This window comes from Halomonas terrestris, assembly GCF_049166755.1.
Classification (GTDB): domain Bacteria; phylum Pseudomonadota; class Gammaproteobacteria; order Pseudomonadales; family Halomonadaceae; genus Halomonas.
This window is the reverse complement of sequence record NZ_JBMHFZ010000002.1, coordinates 118,901-140,808: the sequence shown is the minus strand read 5'-3', so window position 1 is coordinate 140,808 and position 21,908 is coordinate 118,901. Positions and strand designations below refer to the sequence as shown.

Here is a 21,908-nt window from a genome sequence, read left to right as displayed (position 1 = left end):
ACGACACCCGTATTGTCAGTCTGCAAGTGCTGTCAGTCATCCAGCGTCAGCCGTGTGCTGCGCTCGATCCAGCCACCACGCCCCGTCGGCACCACCTCGACCAGCTGGACCGAGGCTTCCGTGATGCTGACGATGCGCCCGAAATCGCTGCCCAGGTGGTTGCCGACCCGCAGGCGATGCACCTGGCCGTCAGGCGCCCTCACCAGGGCCGAGGGCTGGCCACCCACCTGCAGGGTTCCCACCAGGTCGAGCTCGCCGAGCCCGTAGGCCTCCAGCGCCTCCCGGGGGCGCTCCAGATCCGGCGCCAGCTCCTCGGACCCCCGGGGCGGCTGCTCCGCTTCCGGCAGCTGGGCGATGAAGGGGCTGCGCCGGTCGGCCTCGTCGTAGGGCACCGGCTCGTACTCGGGTATCTCGGGCAGCTCCACCCGCGGCACCTGTCCCGGATCGTTGCGAATGGCCGAGAGATCGCGATCGAGGCTGCCCAGCTGGGGATCGGCACAGCCGGCCAGCCACAGCAGCACCGCGCCCAGCGGCACGAACGACACGCGCATCATCCTCATGGCGCCTCCTCCTCATCGTTCGGCCGGTAGCTGTAGGTTCGCGCCAGCATCGACAGGCGCAGCCGCTGGCCGCTGCCGCCCTCGATGGGCGCCAGGGTGAAGTCGTGCTGGGTGACGATGCGGGGCAACCCGGCGACGCCTGCCAGGAAGGCCGCGACCTGGTGGTAGTCGCCCTGGACCTGGATGTCGAAGGGCTGCTCGGTGTAGTACTCCTGCGCCACCGGGCTGCGCAGGCGAATGAAGTCGATGGTGAGCTGGTTGTCGATAGCCGTCTCGCTGATGTTGTCGATCAGCGAGGGAATCTCGGTTCCGCTGGGCAGCATCTCGCGAAGCGCTCCCATCCGCGCCTCGAGCACCTCCATCTGTTCGCGCATCAGTGGCAGGTTGGCGGCCTGGGCCGCCTTGCTGCGATAGTCGCGCAGCAGGCGGCTCTCCTCGGCCTCCACCCTCTCCAGCTCCTCCCTGGCCGGGGCGGCCAGGTACCAGTGCATGCCGGCAAAGGTCAGCCCCAGCACCAGCAGGCAACAGATCAGTTGCAGCGACCAGGGCCAGACACCGGCCTCCTTGATGTCCAGCTCCCGCCAGTCCAGCTCGCGCAGCCGGCGCAGCTCACCCTTGAGACTCATGGCACCTCCTGTGCATTCTCACCCGACTCGCCTTCCACGGCCGGCATGTGCTGGTTCATGCTCAGGCTGAAGCGGCGGTTCTCGCCCTCCCCCTCGGCCTCGACCTCGGAAAGCACGGGCACCGAGAAGGTGTCGGCGGCAGCCAGGGCACGCAGCTGATCGGAAACCTGGCGGTTGCTCTCGGCCAGCCCTGCCAGGCTCAGTTCATCCTGCTGGCGGGCCAGCCGGGTATAGTGCACCCCGTCGACCAGGCTGGTGGTGAGGTCGCTGAACACATGGACGGTCTGGGTACGACCCATCTGCAGGTCGGTGAACACCTGGACCTGCTCCAGCATGCGTTCCCGGATCGCCTCCAGCTCGCTGATCTCGCGGATGGCGGTGTCGAGCTCCCGGCTCTGGGCCTGGATATGGGCATTGCGCTGCTGCTGGACCTCGAACTGCTGGTCGTAGTACCAGGTCATGCCATAGCCGCCGCCCAGCCCCAGCACCGCCATCAGCCCCAGCGCCACGAAAAAGCGCTTGCTGTTGCGGGCGCGGATCTCCTCCCGCCAGGGCAGCAGATTGATCTCGATGGTCATGCGCGGGACCTCATCGCCAGGCCGCAGGCCGTGAGCATGGCCGGCGCATCACCGGCCAGGGTCTGCACGTCGATGCGGGTATTGACCTTCATGCGCTGGAGGGGGTTGGCGATCACCACCTCCATGCCGCTCTCCTGGGCCAGGCGCTCGGCCAGGCCGGGAATCACGCTGGAGCCACCGGCCAGCACCATTCGGCGCACCTCGTGCTTGCGCCCGGCCGTGTAGTAGAGCTGCAGCGAGCGACCGACCTGCTGTACCAGGGTGTCGAGGAAGGGGTCGAGCACGCTGCGCTGGTAGTCCTCGGGCAGGCCGCCCCGCTTCTTGGCCAGCCCCGCCTCTTCCAGGCTCAGCCCGTAGCGGCTGCGGATCTCCTCGGTGAGCTGACGGCCACCGAAGACGGTGTCGCGGGTGTAGACGATGCGCCCCTCGCGCAGCACGTGGAAGGCGTTCATGGTGGCCCCGATGTCCACCAGCGCCACGCAGTCCTCCTCGTCGCCACCGGCAGGCAGCTGGTGGCGCAGTTCGGTGAAGGCTCGCTCCATGGCGAAGGTCTCCACGTCCACCGCCCCGGGGGTCAGGCCGGCCTGCAGCAGCGCATCGGTCAGCTGGCCGACGTCCTGCTGGCGGCAGGCGACCAGCAGCACGTCCTGCTGGTCGCCGTAGCGGGCATTGAGGCCCAGGCGCTGGAAGTCGAAGGCGACTTCACTGAACGGAAAGGGAATATGCTTGTCCGAGTCGAGTTGGATGCGCGCCTCGATCTCGTCGTCGTTGAGCGAGGCGGGCAGGGTCAGGGTCTTGGTGATCGCCGCGCTGGCAGGCACCGCCACCGCCGCCCGACGCGACGTGGGCCTGGCCTGCTGGACCGCACGTGCCAGGGCATCGACGACCTCGCCCATGTCCCGTATTCGCCGCTCGACCACGGCCCCCTCGCGCAGCGGTCGAACGGCGTAGCTGTCGACCTGATAGTGGGCGCCGGTTCGCTTGAGTTCGATGAGCTTGACGGTGGCCGATGTGATATCGACACCGATCAGTCCCTTGCCGGATGCTCTGAGTCGCATCTAGGTCATGCCCCTGCCTGATCCATGCGGCTTGCCGCTCATTATGATGGTCCATTCCGCCTGAAGGGGGAACGGGCTACGGGAATCATACTCCCGACCTGTAATCAGAGGTTACATGATATTGCCAAACCTCACACTGCAATCCCTGTCGCCAAACGTCAACGCTGGTGACCACTCGCCAGGATTCATATAATGGCGGCATCTTGACGTGCACCCCTTTCGCCGCCAGACCACTCCAGTTCCCAGCACGGATACCGCGATTTCATGACGTTTCTCAGAACCCTGATCCTTTCGGCCGCGTGGTTGCTGGTATCGCTTACCACCGCCACGGTCCTGGGCGTGGTGGGCGCCGCCCTCTACTTCGCCCCGGGCCTGCCGGATGTCCGCCAGCTGCAGGATTTCGAGCTGCACACCCCGCTGCGCATCTTCACCCGCGACGGCAAGCTGATCGGCGAGTTCGGCGATGAGCGCCGCATGCCGGTGGAGTTCGACGAGATCCCGCCGGAGATGATCCAGGCCCTGCTGGCGGCCGAGGACGGGGCCTTCTTCGAACATCGCGGCGTCGACCCCCGCGGCCTGGCACGAGCCGCCCTCGAACTGGTCTCGAGCGGTGGCGACATCCAGTCAGGCGGCTCCACCATCACCATGCAGGTGGCGCGCAACTACCTGCTGACCCTGGACCGCACCTTCACCCGCAAGATCCGCGAGATCCTGCTGGCGTTGCAGATGGAGCAGATCCTCTCCAAGGAGGAGATCCTCGAACTCTACGTCAACAAGATCTTCCTCGGCCACCGCGCCTACGGTATCGCCGCGGCGTCCGAGACCTACTACGACCGCCCGCTCGTCGAGCTGACCCTGGCCGAGAAGGCGATGATCGCCGGCCTGCCCAAGGCCCCCTCCACCTTCAACCCACTGGCCAACCCCGAACGCTCGCTGATCCGCCGCAACTGGATCCTGTTCCGCATGCGCGAGCTGGGCCATATCGACCAGGTCGCCTACGACGAGGCGGTCCAGGCCCCGATCACCGCCCGCCGCCATATCACCCGGCCCGAGGTCGATGCGGAGTACGTCGCCGAAATGGCTCGCCAGTTCGCCATCGAACGCTTCGGCGATGAGGCCTACACCGGGGGGTATCGCATCCACACCACCCTCGACAGCGAACTCCAGCCCTATGCCCGTCGCGCCCTGGCCGATGGCCTGATCGCCTACGATACCCGGCATGGCTGGCGCGGCCCCGAGGAGCGCGACATCCCGCCGAGCCTGGTGGAAGCCCAGGACCGCACCGAGCGCCAGGGCCTCGAGGAGGAGCTCGCCGAGTCGCCCGAGGTGATGCAGACCGCTCGCCGCGCCGCCGAGCGCAGCCAGACCCGGGTCGAGGGCATCGACGGCGATGTCAGCAACTGGCTGCAGGTGCTCGAGCGCACCCCGGGCTTCGGCCCCTTGCAGCCGGCCATCGTGGTGTCGAGCGAGGGGCGCGAGATGCGGGTCATGTCGCGCGGCGGTGAGCTGCACACTCTCGACTGGGAGGGCCTGAGCTGGGCGCGCCCCTATCTCAGCCCCAGGAGCCGGGGCCCCGAACCGGGCTCCGCGGCCGAGATCGCCGAGCCCGGCGACCTGGTGCGGATCCTCGCCCGGGAGGACGGCAGCCATCGCCTCTCCCAGCGCCCCGATGCCGAGGGTTCGCTGGTGGTGATGGAACCCGACACCGGCGCCATCCTCGCCCTCCAGGGAGGCTTCAGCTTCAGCGCCAGCAAGTTCAACCGCGCCGTGCAGGCCCAGCGCCAGTCCGGCTCGATCTTCAAGCCCTTCGTCTACCTGGCCGCCCTCGACAGCGGCCTGATGACCGCCGCCAGCGTGGTCAACGACGCCCCGGTGGTGATGGAGGACGGCAGCAACGAGCTGTGGCGCCCGGTCAACTCCAGCCGCGACTTCCTCGGCCCCACCCGGTTACGGGTGGCCCTGGCCCGGTCCCGCAACCTGGTCACCATTCGCGTGCTGCAGCAGGTCGGGCTGGACGCCACCCTCGACTTCCTCAAGGGCTTCGGCTTCGCCGAGGGACGCCTGCCCAACGGCCTGTCGCTGGCACTCGGCAGCGCCGACCTGACGCCACTGGAGATGACCAACGCCTATGCGGTGCTGGCCAACGGCGGCTTCCAGGTCTCCCCCTGGTTCATCGAGCGGATCACCCGGGGCGACGACAGCAACGTCCTGGATGAAGCGCTGCCGACGGTCGCCTGCCGTGACTGCCGCGACGGCCAGACCGAGGTGGAGATCGACGGCCGCCGCCACCCGGTGGCACCACGCGTCGCCGACCCCACCGCCGTCTACATCCTGCGCGACATGCTGCGCGACGTGATCGAGAGCGGCACCGGCCGTGCCGCCCTGGCGCTGGAGCGCAGCGATCTCGTCGGCAAGACCGGCACCACCAACGGCTACCGTGATGCCTGGTTCGCCGGCTACAACAGCGACCTGGTGGCCACCGTCTGGGTGGGCAAGGACGACAACGAGACCATCGCCGAGTACGGCGGCAACGCCGCCCTGCCGATCTGGATCGACTTCATGGGCACGGCGCTCGAGGGCCGCCCCGAGGCCTTCCCGGAGCCACCCGCCGAACTCGTGACCGCTCGGGTGGACCCCCAGTCCGGCCGGCTCCTGCACGACGGGGAGTCGGGCGGGATCAGCGAGATCTTTCACCCCGACTTCATGCCCGACTACCAGTCACGCCGCGTCGACCGCGAGGTCGAACAGCGCAGCGGGTCGCAGGGCACCGGGGCCTACGAAGCCATCTTCTGAGAATGCACGCCAGGCGGCAGGGAATGCCGCCCGTTTCATCTGCCAACCGCGAGTGCCGCCCTGGCGGCGGCCCCGACAACCGGCAACCCACGGAGACCGACATGCCGCGTGATGCGACGAGCCGATCCAGGCCCTCCTGGCGGATCCTGTGCGGGCTGCTGGCGGCCGCGGGCAGCGTGCAGGCCAGCCCCTTCTATGCCCCTCCCCCGCCCGCCGAGGACGCCAAGACCTTCAGCGGCGAGGCCGAGCTCGGCTATACCCGGCTGTCCGGCAACACCGACAGCCAGACCCTGATCGGCAAGGGGCGCCTGACCTGGCTCACCGGCAAGTGGACCCATACCCTGCGCGTCGAGGCGCGCAACGTCGCCCGCAACGGTGACACCAGCGCCGAGCAGTACCTGCTGGCCGGCCGCGAGCGCTACGAGCTCGAGGGCCCCCACTACCTGTTCGGCTTCGCCCGCTGGGAGAAGGACCGATTCAGCGGCTATGACCAGCAGGTCACCAGCATCGGCGGCTACGGCCGCGACCTGGTCGACAGCGAGCACCAGCGGCTTTCGCTGGAAGCCGGCCCGGGCGTTCGCCACGACCGCATCCGCGAGGAGGAGAACGAGACCCTGGCGGTGGCCTACAGCGCCCTGGCCTACGAGTACGACCTCTCCGGCACCTCGGCCCTGACGCAGGAGCTCTCGGTGGAGGCCACCGACGACAACACCACCTCCCGCTCCCTGTCGTCGCTCACGGCCCGCCTCAATTCACGCCTGGCGCTGAAGCTGTCCCACGAGATCAAGCACAACTCCCAGCCGCCGGAAACCGCCGAGGCCCGTACCGACCACACCACCAGCGCCTCGCTGCTCTACAGCTGGTAGCCGGGACCCACCAACGACGACGCCGGCCCTTGCGGGCCGGCGTCGTGTCAGTCTGATCTCCAGGCAGGCCTTCAGCCGCCGTAGACGTCATCCACGGTCTTCAGCGGGTAATGGGACGGGTAGGGCTTGCGTGCCACTCCCGAGTCCACCGCCGCCTGGGCCACCGCCGAGGAGACCCGCTCCAGCAGGCGAACATCCACCGGGGTCGGGATGATGTACTCGGGGCCGAAGCTCATGGCCTCCATGTCGTAGGCTTCCAGCACCTCCCGGGGAACCGGCTCGCGGGCCAGGTCCTTGAGGGCATGGACCGCGGCGACCTTCATCTCCTCGTTGATGCGGGTAGCGCGCACGTCCAGGGCCCCGCGGAAGAGGAAGGGGAAGCCCAGCACGTTGTTGACCTGGTTCGGGTAGTCGGAGCGGCCGGTCGCCATGATCACGTCGGGGCGCGTCTCGCGGGCCAGGTCGGGGTGGATCTCCGGATCCGGGTTGGTACAGGCGAAGACCACCGGCTTGGGCGCCATCTTGCGGATGTGGTCGGCACTCATCAGTCCCGGGCCGGAAAGGCCGATGAAGACGTCGGCCCCGTCGATGGCGTCATCGAGGGTGCGCTTGTCCGTGTCGAGGGCGAACATCGCCTTGTACTGGTTGAGGTCCTCTCGGCCGGTGTGGATCACCCCCTTGCGATCGAGCATCACGATGTTCTCGGGATGCGCCCCGCAGGAGACCAGCAGCTTCATGCAGGCGATCGCCGCGGCCCCGGCTCCCAGGCAGACGATGCGGGCGCTGTCGAGGGACTTGCCGGCGATGTCCAGGGCATTGAGCATGCCCGCCGCGGTGACGATGGCGGTGCCGTGCTGGTCGTCGTGGAAGACCGGGATGTTGCACTGCTCGATCAGCGCCTGCTCGATCTCGAAGCATTCCGGCGCCTTGATGTCCTCGAGGTTGATCCCCCCCCAGGTATCGGCGATGCGTGCCACGGTGTCGATGAACGCCTGGGGACTCTCGGCGTTGACCTCGAGATCCACCGAGTTGATGCCGGCAAAGCGCTTGAACAGCACGCCCTTGCCCTCCATCACCGGCTTGCTCGCCAGCGCCCCCAGGTTCCCGAGGCCGAGGATGGCACTGCCGTCGGAGATCACCGCCACCAGGTTGCCCTTGCCGGTATACAGGTAGGCATTCTCCGGGTCGCGGGCAATCTCGCGGACCGGTTCCGCCACGCCCGGGCTGTAGGCCAGGGAGAGGTCCCGAGCAGTCGCGGTGGGCTTGGTCAGTTCCACCGACAGCTTTCCGGGAATGGGTTTCGCGTGGTAGTCCAGCGCCGCCTTTCTTGCGTCTGTCATGCTGAGGGTCCGGTCAGGTGAAATAGGGGTCGATCAGAATATAGAAAAAACTTCCACAACTCAACTGAGCAGAATTTCCCGCCTTTTGTACGCTCGTTTGACGCCGTTCGACAGCATTTGCTGCAACTTATACTCATCCCGGCCAGCCATAATGCATCACTTATATCGACAAGGATGGCGCAGAAGAGGGGGTGGCGCCATGCCTGGCGCGCGCACAAAGAAGAAGACCCGCCTCGGTGGGCGGGTCTTCTCGACGGTCGGACGCGATGGCCGAAACCGTGACGGGGCGCTGATCAGCCCCGCTTGATGGCGGCACCGAAGCGCTTGTTGAAGCGCTCGACACGACCGCCGGTGGTCGCCTGCTTCTGCTTGCCGGTGTAGAAGGGGTGGCACTGGGAGCAGACGTCCAGGGACAGGTCGTGACCCACGGTGGAACCGACCTCGAAGCTGGCGCCACAGGAGCAGGTCGCGGTGACCGTCTTGTAATCCGGGTGGATACCTTGTTTCATCTTGAGCCTCATGAAGCTGTATGCCGCCACCTGATCCGCTGCCAGGCACCGCATACGGGTTTCTGTCGACGTACAAACCGGTTTTGCCGCCGGGTACACCGCCCAGTGTACACCAGGGTGTCCGCGGCGGCGGGGCATTCTAGCAGAGCCGACGCCGGAGGCCAATTGTCCAATCCCCCCCGCCCGAATGCGCCTCGCGTGCTGGGCATCGCCATTCCCTCGCCACTGCGCCGCCTGTTCGACTACCGCCCCTGCCGGGACGCTCCCGCCGGGGGCTGGCAGCCGGGACTGCGCGTGCGCGTGCCCTTCGGCCGTCGCCAGCTGGTGGGCGTGGTCATCGAGTGCCGCGACGAGAGCGAACTGCCCCTGGCCCGACTGAAACCCGTCGAATCCTGCCTCGACCCGGCGCCCCTGCCCGCCGACTGGCTGTGGCTGTGTCGCTTCACCGCCCGCTACTACCAGCACGCCCTGGGAGACACCCTGCACCAGGCCATGCCGGTGCTGCTGCGTCAGGGCCGGCCCCTGGAGGCACGCACCCGAGAGCGCTGGCAGGTCACCCCCGCCGGCCAGGCGACCGACCCGCCCGGGCTCTCCCGCGCCCCGCGACAGGCCGAGTTGCTGGCCATGCTCCGCCAGCACCCCCACGGCCTGGGCGCCCAGGCCATCCTCGCCCAGTCGTTCACCCGCGAGCAGCTTCGCGCCCTCGCCGACAAGGGCCTGATCGACTGTCGGGAGGAGCCCCTCACCGCCCACTGGAAGCGCGCAGGCGACCACCTGCTCGCCGAACCGGCCCTGCCGCTCACCCGCGAGCAGGCCACCGTGCTCGCCGCCCTTCACGAGCGCCTCGATGCCTACCACCCCTGCCTCCTCGAGGGGGTCACCGGCAGCGGCAAGACCGAGGTCTACCTGCAGCTGATCGAGGCCGTGGTGGGCCGCGGCCGCCAGGCCCTGGTCCTGGTCCCGGAGATCGGCCTCACCCCCCAGACCCTCGCCCGCTTCCGCCAGCGGTTTCGCGTGCCGGTGGTGGCCCTGCACTCGGGGCTCACCGACCACGAGCGCCTCGATGCCTGGGAGGCGGCCGCCAGCGGGCGGGCCCCCATCGTCATCGGCACCCGCTCGGCGATCTTCACCCCCCTGGCCCGGCCCGGGGCGATCATCGTCGACGAGGAGCACGACGGTTCCTTCAAGCAGCAGGATGGCCTGCGCTACCACGCCCGCGACCTCGCCGTCGCCCGCGCCCACCACCACGGCATCCCGGTGGTGCTGGGCAGCGCCACCCCGTCGCTGGAGAGCCTTTCCCGGGCCCGCAGCGGCGACTGGCGACACCTCCAGCTGACCCGTCGCGCCAGCCGCCACGCCCCGGCAAGGCTGGAGCTCATCGACCTGCGCGGCCGGCCCCGCCAGGGCGGGCTGATCCCCCCGGTGATCGAGGCCATCCGCGAGACCCTCGGCGCCGGCCACCAGGTGCTGGTGTTCATCAACCGCCGCGGCTTCGCCCCCACCCTGGCCTGCCACGCCTGTGGCTGGCTGGCCGAGTGCGACCAGTGCGACGCCCGCATGACCCTGCACCGACAGCCGCCGCTGCTCGCCTGCCACCACTGCGATCGTCGCCGGGCCCTGCCCGATACCTGCCCCAGCTGCGGCAGCGGCGACCTGCGCCCCCTGGGCAGCGGCACCGAGCGCACCGAGGAGACCCTGGCGCCCCTCTTCCCCGAGGTCCCGGTGCACCGCATCGACCGCGACAGCACCCGCCGTCGCGACGCCTTCGAGCGCGTGCTCACCGAGGTCCGCCGCGGCGAACCCTGCCTGCTGGTCGGCACCCAGATGCTGGCCAAGGGGCACCACCTGCCCCACGTCACCCTGGTGGTGGTGGTCAACGCCGATGCCGGCCTCTACGCCAGCGACTTCCGCGCCCTCGAGCAGAGCGCCCAGCTGCTGGTGCAGGTCGCCGGACGCGCCGGGCGCGCCGCCCACCCCGGACGGGTGCTGGTCCAGACCCTGCACGGCGACGACCCGCACCTGAAGCTGCTGGCCGAACAGGGCTATGCGGCCCTGGCCAGCCAGTTGCTCGAGGAGCGCCGCGCCGCCGGCCTGCCACCCTTCCGCTTCCTGGCCCTGCTGCGCCTGGAGAGCCCGGGGGAGGAGGAGGTCAATGCCCTTGGCGGCCAGGCCGCCGATGCCCTGCGCGGGTGGATCAGGCAGCGCGGCCTCGAGGTGGACTGCCTGGGTCCGGTGCCGGCCCCCATGGAGCGGCGCCAGAATCGCTACCACCTGCAGCTGATGCTCGCCAGCTCCCGCCGCAGCGCCCTGCACGAGGCCGGCGCCCGCCTGGTCGCCTGGCTCGAGGCCGCCCCTGAGGCCCGCCGGGTACGCTGGTCGCTGGATATCGACCCGCAGACGCTCAGCTGAAAGCTGGAAGCCAGCTTGTGACTGCCCCTCAGGGGGTCCAGCCGTTTCTTCAAGCTTCCAGGCGCGGAGCGCCGCTCATCCAGCTCAAGGCTTGCGGCTCCCGGCGAAGCCGGGTCGGGGCTGGGCTTTAAAGCCGCGCCACAATTGCCGATAATGGCCGGCCATACCCGTTCCCGGGTACCGTTTTCACGCCCGAGCCCGCCGCGAGCGCCTCGTCACCACCCTTTACCTCGCACCGGCCGGCGCCACAGGACACCTGACGCTTCATGAAAGACACCATCATCACCCTGCTCGAGGGCGCCCTCGACACTCTCAAGCAGCAAGGCGTACTGCCCGCCGACCTCTCGCCGACCATCAAGGTCGATCCCACACGGGACAAGGCCCACGGCGACTATGCGACCAATCTGGCACTGATGCTGGCCAAGCCCGCCGGCAAGAAGCCCCGTGAGCTCGCCGAGGCACTGGTCGGTGCCCTGCCCGAGAGCGATGCCGTGAACAAGGTGGAGATCGCCGGCCCCGGCTTCGTCAACTTCTTCGCTGCCACCGATGCCGCCGCCCAGGTCATCCGCCAGGTGCTCGACGCGGGTGACGCCTACGGCCGCAGCCTCGTCGGCCAGGGCCGGAAGGTGCAGGTGGAGTTCGTCTCCGCCAATCCCACCGGCCCCCTGCACGTCGGCCACGGCCGGGGTGCCGCCATCGGCGACTGCATCTGCCGGCTGCTGGAGGCCACCGGGCACGACGTCACGCGCGAGTTCTACTACAACGACGCCGGCGCCCAGATCAGCAACCTGGCCCTCTCGGTGCAGGCCCGCGCCCTGGGCATCGACCCCGGCGACGAGGGCTGGCCCGCCGACGGCTATCGGGGTGGCTACATCATCGACGTCGCCAACGCCTACCTGGCCCGCGAGGCGGTCCACGCCGACGACCGCCACGTCACCGCCAAGGGCGACCCAGAGGACCTCGATGCCATCCGCGACTTCGCCGTGGCCTACCTGCGCCGCGAGCAGGACCTGGACCTGCGCGCCTTCGGCGTCGAGTTCGACGTCTACTTCCTCGAATCCTCGCTCTACGAGGACGGCAAGGTCGAGGCCACCGTCGAGCGGCTGATCGCCAAGGGCCACACCTACGAGCAGGATGGCGCCGTCTGGTTGCGCACCACCGACTTCGGCGACGACAAGGACCGGGTGATGCGCAAGTCCGACGGCAGCTACACCTACTTCCTGCCCGACGTGGCCTACCACCTCGACAAGTGGCAGCGCGGCTTCGAGACGGTGATCAACGAACAGGGCGCCGACCACCACTCCACGGTGACCCGCGTGCGTGCGGGGCTCCAGGCCCTGGAGGCCGGCATCCCCCAGGGCTGGCCCGACTACGTGCTGCACCAGATGGTGATGGTCACCCGTTCCGGGGTCGAGGTGAAGCTCTCCAAGCGCGCCGGCAGCTATGTGACCGTGCGCGACCTCATCGACGAGGTGGGCCGCGACGCCACCCGCTTCTTCCTGGCCGCTCGCCGTGCCGACTCCCAGCTCACCTTCGACATCGACCTGGCCCGCTCCCAGTCCAACGACAACCCGGTCTACTACGTGCAGTATGCCCACGCCCGGGTCTGCAGCATGCTGCGGCGCGCCGAGGCCGGCGGCATGGCCTTCGACCATGACCTGGCCATGGCCAGCCTGGCACTGCTCGACGAGGACCCGGAGAAGGCCCTGATGAACCGCCTGGCCCGCTACCCGGAAGTGGTCGAGCACGCCGCCGCCGCCCGCGAGCCCCAGCAGATCGCCCAGTACCTGCTCGACCTCGCCGCCGAGTTCCACACCTGCTACAACGCGGTGAAGGTGATGGTCGAGGACGACGCCCGGCGCAACGCCCGCCTGGCGCTGGGCCTGGCCACCCGCCAGGTGCTGCGCAACGGCCTCGACCTGATGGGTGTGAGCGCTCCCGAGGAGATGTAAGCCATGGCCCGTCGTCCCGCTCCGAAGAAGCGTGGTGCCACGTCCAGCAAGCGACGCGCTTCCCCCAGGACGAGCCGCGGCCTGCCGGGCTGGCTGTGGGGCCTCGTCGGCCTCGCGGCCGGCTTCCTGCTCGCCCAGCACCAGCACGGCACGGCCCCCTGGCAGGAAGGCAGCGACTCCCCCCTCGCCACGGTGGTCCCCCGGATGCCCTCGCCCGGTGACGAGGCGACGCAGGGCGCCCCGGCCAGCCCCGCGCCGGAGGAGCCGCGCATGCCGACCTTCGAGTTCTACACCCTGCTGCCCGAGTCCGAGGTGGTCACGCCTCGCGGCGAGGTGCCCGCCTCGACCGCCCGGCCGCCGGCACCGGCGAGGGAGCCCGACCCCGAAACCGGCGCCGACCCCGAGGACGACCCCATTGCCCGGGTGATCGCCGCCAACCTGCGCCCGGAGGCGAGCGAGCCGTCCGGGAGCGTCAGCGCCGCCGACGCCAGTCGCTACATGCTCCAGGCCGCCTCCTTCCGTGAATCCGGCGATGCCGAGCAGCTGCGCCAGCGGCTGCGCGACTTCGGCCTGCTGGCACAGGTCAGCGAGGTGCAGACCAGCGGCGGCGAGACCTGGCACCGGGTGCAGGTCGGCCCCTACGAGGACACCCGTGAACTCAACCGCGCCCAGGACCTGATGACCACCCAGGGCATCGAGCCGCTGGTCATCCGGCTGCAGAATCAGGCGATGCCATCTCGCCCCGGCGGTTGAATTCCGACCGCCCTGCCCGCACTTCCCCTGAAAGCTCAGTCACGGCACCCGGGCCACCCCCGCGGTGCCGAAAGTCATCGGGAGCCATCTGCTCTGCTCCCCCAAGGAGTTCCCTCCATGACCACGATCGTTTCCGTGCGCCGCGGTGACCAGGTCGCACTGGCCGGTGACGGCCAGGTGTCGCTGGGCAATACCGTGATGAAGGGCAATGCCAGCAAGGTACGCCGCCTCTATCGTGGTGAGGTGCTGGCGGGCTTCGCCGGCGGCACCGCCGATGCCTTCACCCTGTTCGAGCGCTTCGAGGCGCAGCTGGAGAAGTACCAGGGCAACCTGGTCAAGGCCGCCGTGGAGCTGGCCAAGGACTGGCGCACCGACCGCGCCCTGCGTCGCCTGGAGGCCCTGCTGGCGGTGGCCAACAAGGACGCCTCGCTGATCATCACCGGCAACGGCGACGTGGTGGAGCCCGAGCGCGGCATCATCGCCATCGGCTCCGGCGGCAACTTCGCCCTGGCCGCGGCCCGCGCACTGCTCGAGAACACCGACCTCTCGGCCCGCGAGATCACCGAGAAGTCGCTGGAGATCGCCGGCGACATCTGCGTATTCACCAACCACCACGTCACGCTCGAAGAGCTCTGAAGGCCGCCACCATGACCCAGATGACACCCCGCGAGATCGTCCACGCCCTGGATCAGTACATCATCGGCCAGCAGGACGCCAAGCGCGCCGTGGCCATCGCCCTGCGCAATCGCTGGCGGCGCATGCAGCTCGACGGTGACCTGCGCCACGAGGTCACCCCCAAGAACATCCTGATGATCGGCCCCACCGGGGTGGGCAAGACCGAGATCGCCCGCCGCCTGGCCAAGCTGGCACGCGCCCCCTTCATCAAGGTCGAGGCGACCAAGTTCACCGAGGTGGGCTATGTGGGCCGCGACGTGGAGTCGATCATCCGCGACCTCACCGAGGCCGCCATCAAGCTGGTGCGAGAGCAGGCCAAGGAGGAGGTCGGCCACCGCGCCGAGGACGCCGCCGAGGATCGCATCCTCGACGCCCTGCTGCCGCCGCCCCGCGGCCAGGAGGACGCGCCTCGCCAGGACAGCTCGACCCGCCAGCTCTTCCGCAAGAAGCTGCGCGAGGGGCAGCTCGACGACAAGGAGATCGACATCGAGGTCACGCCCCAGGGGCCGGGCATCGACATCATGACCCCGCCGGGCATGGAGGAGATGACCAACCAGCTGCAGAGCCTGTTCGCCGGCATGGGCAAGCAGAAGACCGAGACCCGCCGTGTGGCGGTGAAGGATGCCTTCGCCCTGCTGCGTGACGAGGAGGCCGCCAAGCTGGTCAACGAGGAGGAGATCAAGCACCGCGCCATCGATGCCGTGGAACAGAACGGCATCGTCTTCCTCGACGAGATCGACAAGGTCGCCAAGGGCAGCGGCCAGAGCAGCGGCGGCGAGGTCTCTCGCGAGGGCGTGCAGCGCGACCTGCTGCCGCTCATCGAGGGCTCCACGGTCTCGACCAAGTACGGCATGGTCAAGACCGACCATATCCTGTTCATCGCCTCCGGCGCCTTCCACCTGTCGCGCCCGTCGGACCTGATCCCCGAGCTGCAGGGCCGGCTGCCGATCCGTGTCGAGCTCAATGCGCTGACCCCCGACGACTTCAAGCGCATCCTCACCGAGCCGTCGGCATCGCTGACCAAGCAGTACCAGGCACTGCTGGCCACCGAGGGGCTCGACATCTCGTTCACCGCGGACGGCATCGAGCGCATCGCCGAGATCGCCTGGAAGGTCAACGAAGGTACCGAGAACATCGGCGCCCGCCGCCTGCACACCGTGATGGAGCGCCTGCTCGAGGAGGCCTCGTTCAGCGGTGCCGACATCGGCACCCCGCTGGCGATCGACGCCGACTACGTCGACTCCCAGCTCGGCGAGCTGGCCATGGACGAGGACCTGTCTCGCTATATCCTCTAACCCCAGCTTGCGGCTCACCGGAGGTGCTTATGACAGCCCCGATTCCCGTCAAGGTGCACTACCACAAGAAGGACCGCGAGCTCGAGCTCACCTACGCCGAGGGAGAATCCTACCGGTTGTCGGTGGAGTACCTGCGGGTCTTCTCGCCCTCGGCCGAGGTGCGCGGCCACGGCCGCGACACCGCCACCCTGCAGGTGGGCAAGAAGCACGTCGGCCTTCAGAACATCACCCAGGCCGGCCGCTACGCGCTCAAGCTGCATTTCGACGACGGCCATGACAGCGGCCTCTACAGCTGGGACTACCTGTATGCGCTGATCCGTGACCGGGAGGCCAACTGGGCCGACTACCTGAAGCGCCTGGAGGAAGCCGGCGCCAGCCGCGAGCCGCTGGGCATCGAGATCAAGCAGCTGTAGAACACGAGATCGCGACGAGAGGCGCCGGGGGCAGGCCGAAGAGGGGGGGTCCTATGCCATGGGTGAGGAGCATCGCTCCGAACGGGCTGGCCATGGATGGCCAGCACCGGTCCTGCAAGCGAAGCAGGATGCGAGAGCGCAGCAGGGCATCGGTAGCGCCCAGGGAGGGGTTCACAGCGCCCCCTCGCAGGCCTGTCGCCGGATCAGCCGCGAGTTTCAAGCCCGATCCTCGTCAAGACAATCGCCGCCGGGGAAGGCTACAATGTCGCCCATTCCGAGGCCTCCGCCTCACCCCACTGCAGCGATTCGGGAGCCCCACGGCATGAGCCCCAGCGACAAGCGCACCACCCACTTCGGCTACCAGGAAGTGCCGGTCGAGGAGAAGGCCTCTCGCGTGGCCGATGTCTTCCACTCGGTGGCGGCCCGCTATGACGTCATGAACGACCTGATGTCGCTGGGCATCCATCGCCTGTGGAAGCGGCTGACCATCGAGCGCTCGGGCGTGCGTCCGGGTCACAGCGTGCTCGACATCGCCGGGGGTACCGGTGACCTGACACAGAAGTTCTCGCGCATGGTGGGTCCCCGCGGCCGGGTCGTGCTGGCCGACATCAACGAGTCCATGCTGCGGGTGGGCCGCGACAAGCTGCTCGACCATGGCGTGGGTGGCAACGTCGAGTATGTCCAGGCCAACGCCGAGTGCCTGCCCTTCCCGGACAACACCTTCGACTGCATCACCATCGCCTTCGGCCTGCGCAACGTCACCGACAAGGATGCCGCCCTGCGCTCCATGACCCGGGTGCTCAAGCCCGGTGGCCGGCTGCTGGTGCTGGAGTTCTCCAAGCCGGCCAACCCCCTGCTCTCCAGGGCCTACGACGAATACTCCTTCCGCCTGCTGCCGAGGATGGGCGAACTGGTGGCGAGCGATGGCGACAGCTACCGTTACCTGGCCGAGTCGATCCGCATGCATCCGGATCAGGAGACCCTCAAGGGCATGATGGAGGCCGCGGGCCTCGAACGGGTCGAGTACACCAACCTCACCGGTGGTATCGTCGCCCTGCATCGCGGCATCAAGTTATAATGTTGGTCCTGGCCTGCCTCGAGCGCACCCTCAATGCCCTGCTGGCCCGCGACCCGGCGGCGCCGGCACGGCTGGCCCGCCTCGCGGGCCAGCGCATCCTGCTGCGGCTCGAGCGCCCCGCCCTGGCCCTGGCCATCCATTTCCATCCCCACGGCCTGGACCTGCTGCGCCCGGACGACACCGCGGAGGAAGCCTTCGACGCCATCGTCGAACTCGACGCCGAGACCGCCGGCGAACTGCTCGGCGGCGAGTCCATCGAGCGGCTGATGTTCCAGGGCAAGCTGGCGGTGCGCGGGCGCATCCACCTGCTCGAGGCCACCCGCGACCTGCTGCTCGACCTCGACCTGGACTGGGAGGGCGAACTGGCCCGCTGGCTCGGCGACATGCCCGCCCACAGCCTCGCCGAGGGGCTTCGCGGCGTCACCCGATGGGGCCTGCGCACCCGCGACGAGTTCTGCGCCGACGTCTCCGAGTATGTCTTCGAGGAAGCCCGCCTGCTGCCCGGCCGTCACCAGATGGACGCCCTGCGCGACCATCTCACCGAGCTCGAGGTCACCACCGACCGCCTCGAGGCACGCCTCGCCCGGTTGCATCGCCGGCTGGTCGACGGGGAGGCGCGCCCATGATGGCCCTGCGGCTGCTGCGCATCTTCTGGGTGATCACCCGCTTCCGGCTGGACACCCTGCTCCCCCTGGAGCGGCTGCCCTGGTGGCTGCGCAGCCTGTTCAGGCTCTCGCCACTGCGCCTGGTGCCGATCGGCCAGCGCTCTCGGGGCGAGCGGCTGCGCCTGGCCCTCGAGGCGCTGGGTCCGATCTTCGTCAAGTTCGGCCAGGTGCTCTCGACTCGCCGCGACCTGCTGCCCGAGGACATCGCCGACGAGCTGCGTCGCCTCCAGGACCAGGTCCCGCCCTTCCCCGGGGTCCAGGCCCGGGCCCGGGTGGAGGAGGAGCTCGGCATGTCCATCGACGAGGCCTTCGCGCACTTCGGGACCGAGGCGCTCGCCTCGGCCTCGATCGCCCAGGTCCACGCCGCCCGACTGCACGGCGGCGAGGAGGTGGTGGTCAAGATCATCCGCCCCGACATCGAGCGGGTGATGCGCCAGGACATGGCGCTGATGTACCGCGTCGCTCACCTCCTCAAGCGCGTCCCGGAGGCGCGACGGCTGCGCCCGGTGGAGGTGGTGCGCGACTACGAGGCGACCCTGTTCGACGAACTCGACCTGACCAAGGAGGCCGCCAACACCTCCCAGCTCAAGCGCAACTTCAAGGACTCGCCGCTGCTGTTCGTGCCGGCGATCCACTGGGAGCTGACCCGCCGGCGGGTCATGGTGCAGGAGCGCATCCACGGCGTGCCGGTGGCGGACACCGCGGCCCTGGTGGCCCAGGGCACCGACCTCAGGAAGCTTGCCGAGCGCGGTGTGGAGATCTTCTTCACCCAGGTGTTCCGTGACAACTTCTTCCATGCCGACATGCACCCGGGCAATATCTTCGTCTCCTTCGAACACCCCCACGACCCGCAGTACATCGCCATCGACTGCGGCATCGTCGGCAGCCTCACCCGCGAGGACCAGGACTACCTGGCGCGCAACCTGCTGGCCTTCTTCCACCAGGACTACTACGAGGTGGCCGCCCTGCACATCGAGTCGGGCTGGGTCGGCGAGAATACCCGGGCCAACGAGTTCGCCGCGGCGATCCGCACGGTGTGCGAGCCGATCCTGGAGAAACCGCTCAAGGACATCTCCTTCGGCCAGGTACTGCTGGGCCTTTTCCAGACGGCACGACGCTTCAACATGGAGGTCCAACCCCAACTGGTGCTGCTGCAGAAGACCCTGCTCAACATCGAGGGGCTGGGCCGGCAACTCTATCCGGACCTGGACCTGTGGCGCACCGCCAAGCCCTACCTCGAGCAGTGGATGAAGGAACGCGCCGGTGCCAGCGGCTTCTGGGACTCGTTGAAGCGCCAGGCACCGGAACTGACCCGCCAGCTGCCGGAACTGCCCGTCCTGGCCCACCAGACGCTCAGCCGCATCGAGCACGAGCACCGCCAGCGGCACCGCCAGGCCGAGGCGATGAGCGGCATTCGCAGCCTGCTCCAGCGCCAGGGGAGCAGCCGGCGGCGCCTGCGCCTGGGGGCGCTGCTGCTGGCCCTGGCACTCGCCTGGCAGCCGCTGACCGAGTGGGCAGCGGGCCAGCCCTGGCCGGTGCTGGCCGCCGCCGCCATCGGCGTGCTGCTGCTGGCCTGGCACTGACCCTCGACAACGGCCTGCATGGCCCCCATCAACGGAACCTTGATACATGTGCGATATACTCGACCAGTTGCATGATATCCTCGAGCAACGCCGTCATGCCGACCCACAGGATTCCTACGTCGCCGCCTTGCATTGCAAGGGGCTGAACAAGATACTCGAGAAGGTGGGCGAGGAAGTCACCGAGACCCTGTTGGCTGCCAAGGATGCCGAGCATGGCGGCGCGGTCGAGCGGCAAGCGTTGATCGCCGAAACGGCGGACCTGTGGTTTCATAGCATGGTCATGCTGTCGCACCTCGATCTTGATCATCGCGCAGTGCTGGACGAGCTGGCCCGACGCTTCGGCGTGTCGGGGCACGACGAGAAGGCCGCAAGGCAACAATAGATTCAACGGCCGTTCCGGATGGACCGGAACCCCAATCAGAGGAAACACTCATGTTAGGTGGTATCAGTATCTGGCAGCTGCTGATCGTACTCGGCATCATCATCCTGATCTTCGGCACCAAGAAGCTGCGCAATGTCGGCGGCGACCTGGGGGGCGCCGTGAAGGGCTTCAAGAAGGCCATGCACGAGGAGGAGAAGGACAAGGAGAAGGACGAGGAGGAAAAGCCGCAGGCCAAGGTCAGCCATGACGACGAGGGTGACACCTATGACGTCAAGGCCGAGCACAAGGTCGAGGACCAGGAAGAGCGCAAGTAACCCGCCATGTTCGATATGGGCTTTCTCGAACTGCTGATCATCGGCGTGGTGGGCCTGCTGGTGCTGGGCCCGGAGCGCCTGCCCAAGGCCGCGCGCACCCTGGGGCTGTGGATCGGCAAGATCAAGCGTACCGTCTCCGGCATGCAGCGTGAGATCAGCGCCCAGCTCGAGGCGGAGGAGCTGCGCCAGAAGCTCAACGAGCAGCAGCAGAAGCTCGACGAGAGCGTCAAGCAGGTCAAGCGCGGCGTGGAAGGCATCGCCGAGCCGGAGACCGGCAAGGCGGACGACACCCCGAGTGACAACCCCGCATCCGAACGCCATAAGGCGGCCGACGCCCCTGCTTCCTCGGCACCGAGCGAGCCACCGGAAAGACGCCTGGACGACGCCCTGGCCCGTGCACGCCTCGATACGCCCTCCGATGAACCTGCCGACGCCGGCGACAAGGACTCCACCTCCCGATGAGCAAGACCGGTGACCCCAAGGAGCAGAGCCAGGCCCCACTGATAGAGCACCTGATCGAGCTGCGCTCGCGGCTGCTGCGTGCCGTGGTGGCCATCCTGGTGATCTTCCTGGGCCTCTACGCCTTCGCCAACGACATCTACAGCTTCGTGGCCCAGCCGTTGATGGCCCTGCTGCCGGAAGGCTCCCAGATGATCGCCACCGAGGTGGCCTCGCCCTTCCTGGCGCCCTTCAAGCTGACCCTGGTGGTGGCGGTGTTCATCGCCATCCCCTACGTGCTGCACCAGGCCTGGGCCTTCGTGGCCCCGGGGCTCTACGACAACGAGAAGGCGCTGGCGCTGCCGATCCTCGCCTCCAGCGTGGCACTGTTCTACGCCGGGGCGGCGTTCGCCTACTACGTGGTCTTCCCGCTGCTGTTCCAGTTCTTCACCCAGACGGGGCCGGAGAACGTGGCGGTGATGACCGACATCAACGCCTACCTCAACTTCGTCCTCAAGCTGTTCTTCGCCTTCGGGGTGGCCTTCGAGATCCCCATCGCCACTTTCCTGCTGATCGCCTCGGGCGCCGCCAGCGTGGAGAGCCTGTCGAAGAAGCGCCCCTACATCGTGCTGGGCTGCTTCGTGATCGGCATGCTGTTGACCCCGCCGGACATCATCTCCCAGAGCCTGCTGGCCGTGCCCATGTACCTGCTCTACGAGGTCGGCCTTCTGTTCGGCCGCCTGGCACGGCGCAAGAAGCGCGAGGCGGAAGAAGCGGACGAGCCGTAAGCTGAAAGCTGGAAAGCAGCCTGAAACAGATCGCCCCCATGGCAAGGCCATGGGGGCGATCTCCCTTCCAGCTTCCAGCTCCAGCCGCTTCGCGGCTACAGGTCCATCAGCTCGTCGATGCGATCGACCAGCTTGAAGATCCCGGTGGCGGCCTCGCTGATGCGGGTGGCGAGCATGTAGGCCGGGGTGGTGACCACCCGGTTCTCGAAGTCGACCACGATGTCCTCGACGCCGCAGCTGCGGTGCAGCCCGCCCATCGCGCTGATCGCCCCCGACACGCCCGGGTCATGGCCGATGGTCACGGCGATGCCCCGCCCCAGCAGCCGCGGCACCAGCACCGGGCTGATGCACATCAGGCCGATGGGCTTGCGCGCCTCGTGGAAACCGGCAAGCGCCGCGGCCAGCTCGCCAAGCACCTCCATCTCGTCGCTGGCCTCGGCGAAGTTGGAGAGGTTCTTGGCGGCACCGAAGCCTCCCGGCAGGATCACCGCATCGAAGTCACCCGCCTCGAGCTCGGTCAGGGCCGAGATCTCCCCCCGGGCCAGGCGGGCGGACTCGGCGAGCACGTTGCGGGCCTCGCCCTCGGCCACCTCGCCGCTGCGATGGTCGATGACATGGTGCTGGTCGATGTCCGGGGCGAAACAGCGATAGCCGATGCCCAGCTGGTCCAGCCGCAGCAGGGTCAGGGTGGTCTCGTAGATCTCCGAGCCATCGAACACGCCACAGCCCGAGAGGATGACCGCCACCTGTTTGCTCATGCCTATCTCCTTGAAGGTATGCGCCTGCCGACGAGCAGACCCGATAATTCGAACCCATCACTTTAGAGAGTCGCC

The 21,908-nt window shown here is 68.3% G+C and carries 22 protein-coding genes; 15 read left to right on the top strand and 7 right to left on the bottom strand.

Going from position 1 to position 21,908, the window contains the following annotated elements:
• Nucleotides 1–32: 32 nt before the first annotated feature.
• The 4 genes from ACOMD9_RS02955 to pilM are packed head-to-tail and all read right to left on the bottom strand — an operon-like array spanning nucleotide 33 to nucleotide 2,822.
• The gene (locus ACOMD9_RS02955) at nucleotides 33–560 is read right to left on the bottom strand and encodes a pilus assembly protein PilP (protein ID WP_421412064.1); all 528 of its coding nucleotides are present in this window, start codon (nucleotides 558–560) and stop codon (nucleotides 33–35) included.
• On the bottom strand, nucleotides 557–1,186 hold the full coding sequence (locus tag ACOMD9_RS02950) for a type IV pilus inner membrane component PilO (protein WP_421412063.1): 630 nt from the start codon (nucleotides 1,184–1,186) through the stop codon (nucleotides 557–559). The genes ACOMD9_RS02955 and ACOMD9_RS02950 overlap by 4 nt, the downstream gene beginning before the upstream one ends.
• Nucleotides 1,183–1,764: a PilN domain-containing protein gene (locus ACOMD9_RS02945; RefSeq protein ID WP_421412062.1), complete on the bottom strand. Its 582-nt coding sequence runs from the start codon at nucleotides 1,762–1,764 to the stop codon at nucleotides 1,183–1,185. The genes ACOMD9_RS02950 and ACOMD9_RS02945 overlap by 4 nt, the downstream gene beginning before the upstream one ends.
• Nucleotides 1,761–2,822, bottom strand: coding sequence for a type IV pilus assembly protein PilM (gene pilM, locus ACOMD9_RS02940; RefSeq protein WP_421412061.1), 1,062 nt, complete (start codon nucleotides 2,820–2,822; stop codon nucleotides 1,761–1,763). Before pilM ends, ACOMD9_RS02945 begins: the two co-directional genes overlap by 4 nt.
• Nucleotides 2,823–3,086: 264 nt before the next feature.
• Here pilM and ACOMD9_RS02935 point away from each other — a divergent pair, with 264 nt between their 5' ends.
• Nucleotides 3,087–5,615, top strand: coding sequence for a penicillin-binding protein 1A (locus tag ACOMD9_RS02935; protein ID WP_421412060.1), 2,529 nt, complete (start codon nucleotides 3,087–3,089; stop codon nucleotides 5,613–5,615).
• A 101-nt stretch (nucleotides 5,616–5,716) separates the two neighbouring features.
• On the top strand, nucleotides 5,717–6,481 hold the full coding sequence (locus tag ACOMD9_RS02930; protein ID WP_421412059.1) for a DUF481 domain-containing protein: 765 nt from the start codon (nucleotides 5,717–5,719) through the stop codon (nucleotides 6,479–6,481).
• Nucleotides 6,482–6,552: 71 nt separating this feature from the next.
• On the opposite strand, the gene ACOMD9_RS02925 is transcribed toward ACOMD9_RS02930, so the two are convergent.
• Both ACOMD9_RS02925 and rpmE read right to left on the bottom strand, forming a co-directional pair.
• Nucleotides 6,553–7,821, bottom strand: a complete 1,269-nt coding sequence (locus tag ACOMD9_RS02925; RefSeq protein WP_421412058.1) for a malic enzyme-like NAD(P)-binding protein — start codon at nucleotides 7,819–7,821, stop codon at nucleotides 6,553–6,555.
• A gap of 293 nt (nucleotides 7,822–8,114) precedes the next feature.
• A complete protein-coding gene (rpmE, locus tag ACOMD9_RS02920) occupies nucleotides 8,115–8,330 on the bottom strand; it encodes a 50S ribosomal protein L31 (RefSeq protein WP_421412057.1) in 216 nt (71 codons plus the stop codon).
• 165 nt (nucleotides 8,331–8,495) lie between these two features.
• On the opposite strand from rpmE, the gene ACOMD9_RS02915 reads away from it, so the two are divergent.
• The 13 genes from ACOMD9_RS02915 to tatC all read left to right on the top strand — a co-directional run bounded on the left by ACOMD9_RS02915 (nucleotide 8,496) and on the right by tatC (nucleotide 21,075).
• Nucleotides 8,496–10,739 (top strand): primosomal protein N', encoded by a 2,244-nt coding sequence (locus tag ACOMD9_RS02915; RefSeq protein WP_421412056.1) that lies wholly within the window; start codon nucleotides 8,496–8,498, stop codon nucleotides 10,737–10,739.
• 266 nt (nucleotides 10,740–11,005) lie between these two features.
• The gene (gene argS / locus ACOMD9_RS02910) at nucleotides 11,006–12,691 is read left to right on the top strand and encodes an arginine--tRNA ligase (protein ID WP_421412055.1); all 1,686 of its coding nucleotides are present in this window, start codon (nucleotides 11,006–11,008) and stop codon (nucleotides 12,689–12,691) included.
• A 3-nt stretch (nucleotides 12,692–12,694) separates the two neighbouring features.
• Nucleotides 12,695–13,444, top strand: a complete 750-nt coding sequence (locus ACOMD9_RS02905; RefSeq protein WP_421412054.1) for an SPOR domain-containing protein — start codon at nucleotides 12,695–12,697, stop codon at nucleotides 13,442–13,444.
• Nucleotides 13,445–13,561: 117 nt separating this feature from the next.
• Nucleotides 13,562–14,080, top strand: coding sequence for an ATP-dependent protease subunit HslV (gene hslV / locus ACOMD9_RS02900; RefSeq protein WP_421412053.1), 519 nt, complete (start codon nucleotides 13,562–13,564; stop codon nucleotides 14,078–14,080).
• 11 nt (nucleotides 14,081–14,091) lie between these two features.
• Nucleotides 14,092–15,414 (top strand): ATP-dependent protease ATPase subunit HslU, encoded by a 1,323-nt coding sequence (gene hslU / locus ACOMD9_RS02895; RefSeq protein ID WP_421412052.1) that lies wholly within the window; start codon nucleotides 14,092–14,094, stop codon nucleotides 15,412–15,414.
• 29 nt (nucleotides 15,415–15,443) lie between these two features.
• Nucleotides 15,444–15,827 (top strand): gamma-butyrobetaine hydroxylase family protein, encoded by a 384-nt coding sequence (locus ACOMD9_RS02890; RefSeq protein WP_421412051.1) that lies wholly within the window; start codon nucleotides 15,444–15,446, stop codon nucleotides 15,825–15,827.
• A 322-nt stretch (nucleotides 15,828–16,149) separates the two neighbouring features.
• Nucleotides 16,150–16,905, top strand: a complete 756-nt coding sequence (ubiE, locus tag ACOMD9_RS02885; RefSeq protein WP_421412050.1) for a bifunctional demethylmenaquinone methyltransferase/2-methoxy-6-polyprenyl-1,4-benzoquinol methylase UbiE — start codon at nucleotides 16,150–16,152, stop codon at nucleotides 16,903–16,905.
• Nucleotides 16,905–17,531, top strand: coding sequence for a ubiquinone biosynthesis accessory factor UbiJ (locus tag ACOMD9_RS02880; RefSeq protein ID WP_421412049.1), 627 nt, complete (start codon nucleotides 16,905–16,907; stop codon nucleotides 17,529–17,531). Before ubiE ends, ACOMD9_RS02880 begins: the two co-directional genes overlap by 1 nt.
• The gene (gene ubiB / locus ACOMD9_RS02875) at nucleotides 17,531–19,153 is read left to right on the top strand and encodes a ubiquinone biosynthesis regulatory protein kinase UbiB (protein WP_421412282.1); all 1,623 of its coding nucleotides are present in this window, start codon (nucleotides 17,531–17,533) and stop codon (nucleotides 19,151–19,153) included. The genes ACOMD9_RS02880 and ubiB overlap by 1 nt, the downstream gene beginning before the upstream one ends.
• 46 nt (nucleotides 19,154–19,199) lie before the next feature.
• The gene (locus ACOMD9_RS02870) at nucleotides 19,200–19,535 is read left to right on the top strand and encodes a phosphoribosyl-ATP diphosphatase (RefSeq protein ID WP_421412048.1); all 336 of its coding nucleotides are present in this window, start codon (nucleotides 19,200–19,202) and stop codon (nucleotides 19,533–19,535) included.
• A 50-nt stretch (nucleotides 19,536–19,585) separates the two neighbouring features.
• Nucleotides 19,586–19,849: a Sec-independent protein translocase subunit TatA gene (gene tatA / locus ACOMD9_RS02865; RefSeq protein ID WP_421412047.1), complete on the top strand. Its 264-nt coding sequence runs from the start codon at nucleotides 19,586–19,588 to the stop codon at nucleotides 19,847–19,849.
• Nucleotides 19,850–19,855: 6 nt separating this feature from the next.
• On the top strand, nucleotides 19,856–20,311 hold the full coding sequence (tatB, locus tag ACOMD9_RS02860; protein ID WP_421412046.1) for a Sec-independent protein translocase protein TatB: 456 nt from the start codon (nucleotides 19,856–19,858) through the stop codon (nucleotides 20,309–20,311).
• Nucleotides 20,308–21,075 carry a twin-arginine translocase subunit TatC gene (gene tatC, locus ACOMD9_RS02855; RefSeq protein ID WP_421412045.1) on the top strand — a complete coding sequence of 256 codons (768 nt, stop codon included), beginning with the start codon at nucleotides 20,308–20,310 and terminating at the stop codon, nucleotides 21,073–21,075. Before tatB ends, tatC begins: the two co-directional genes overlap by 4 nt.
• Nucleotides 21,076–21,170: 95 nt before the next feature.
• Here the strand turns inward: tatC and elbB are convergent, their stop codons facing one another.
• On the bottom strand, nucleotides 21,171–21,833 hold the full coding sequence (elbB, locus tag ACOMD9_RS02850; RefSeq protein WP_421412044.1) for an isoprenoid biosynthesis glyoxalase ElbB: 663 nt from the start codon (nucleotides 21,831–21,833) through the stop codon (nucleotides 21,171–21,173).
• Nucleotides 21,834–21,908: the final 75 nt, after the last annotated feature.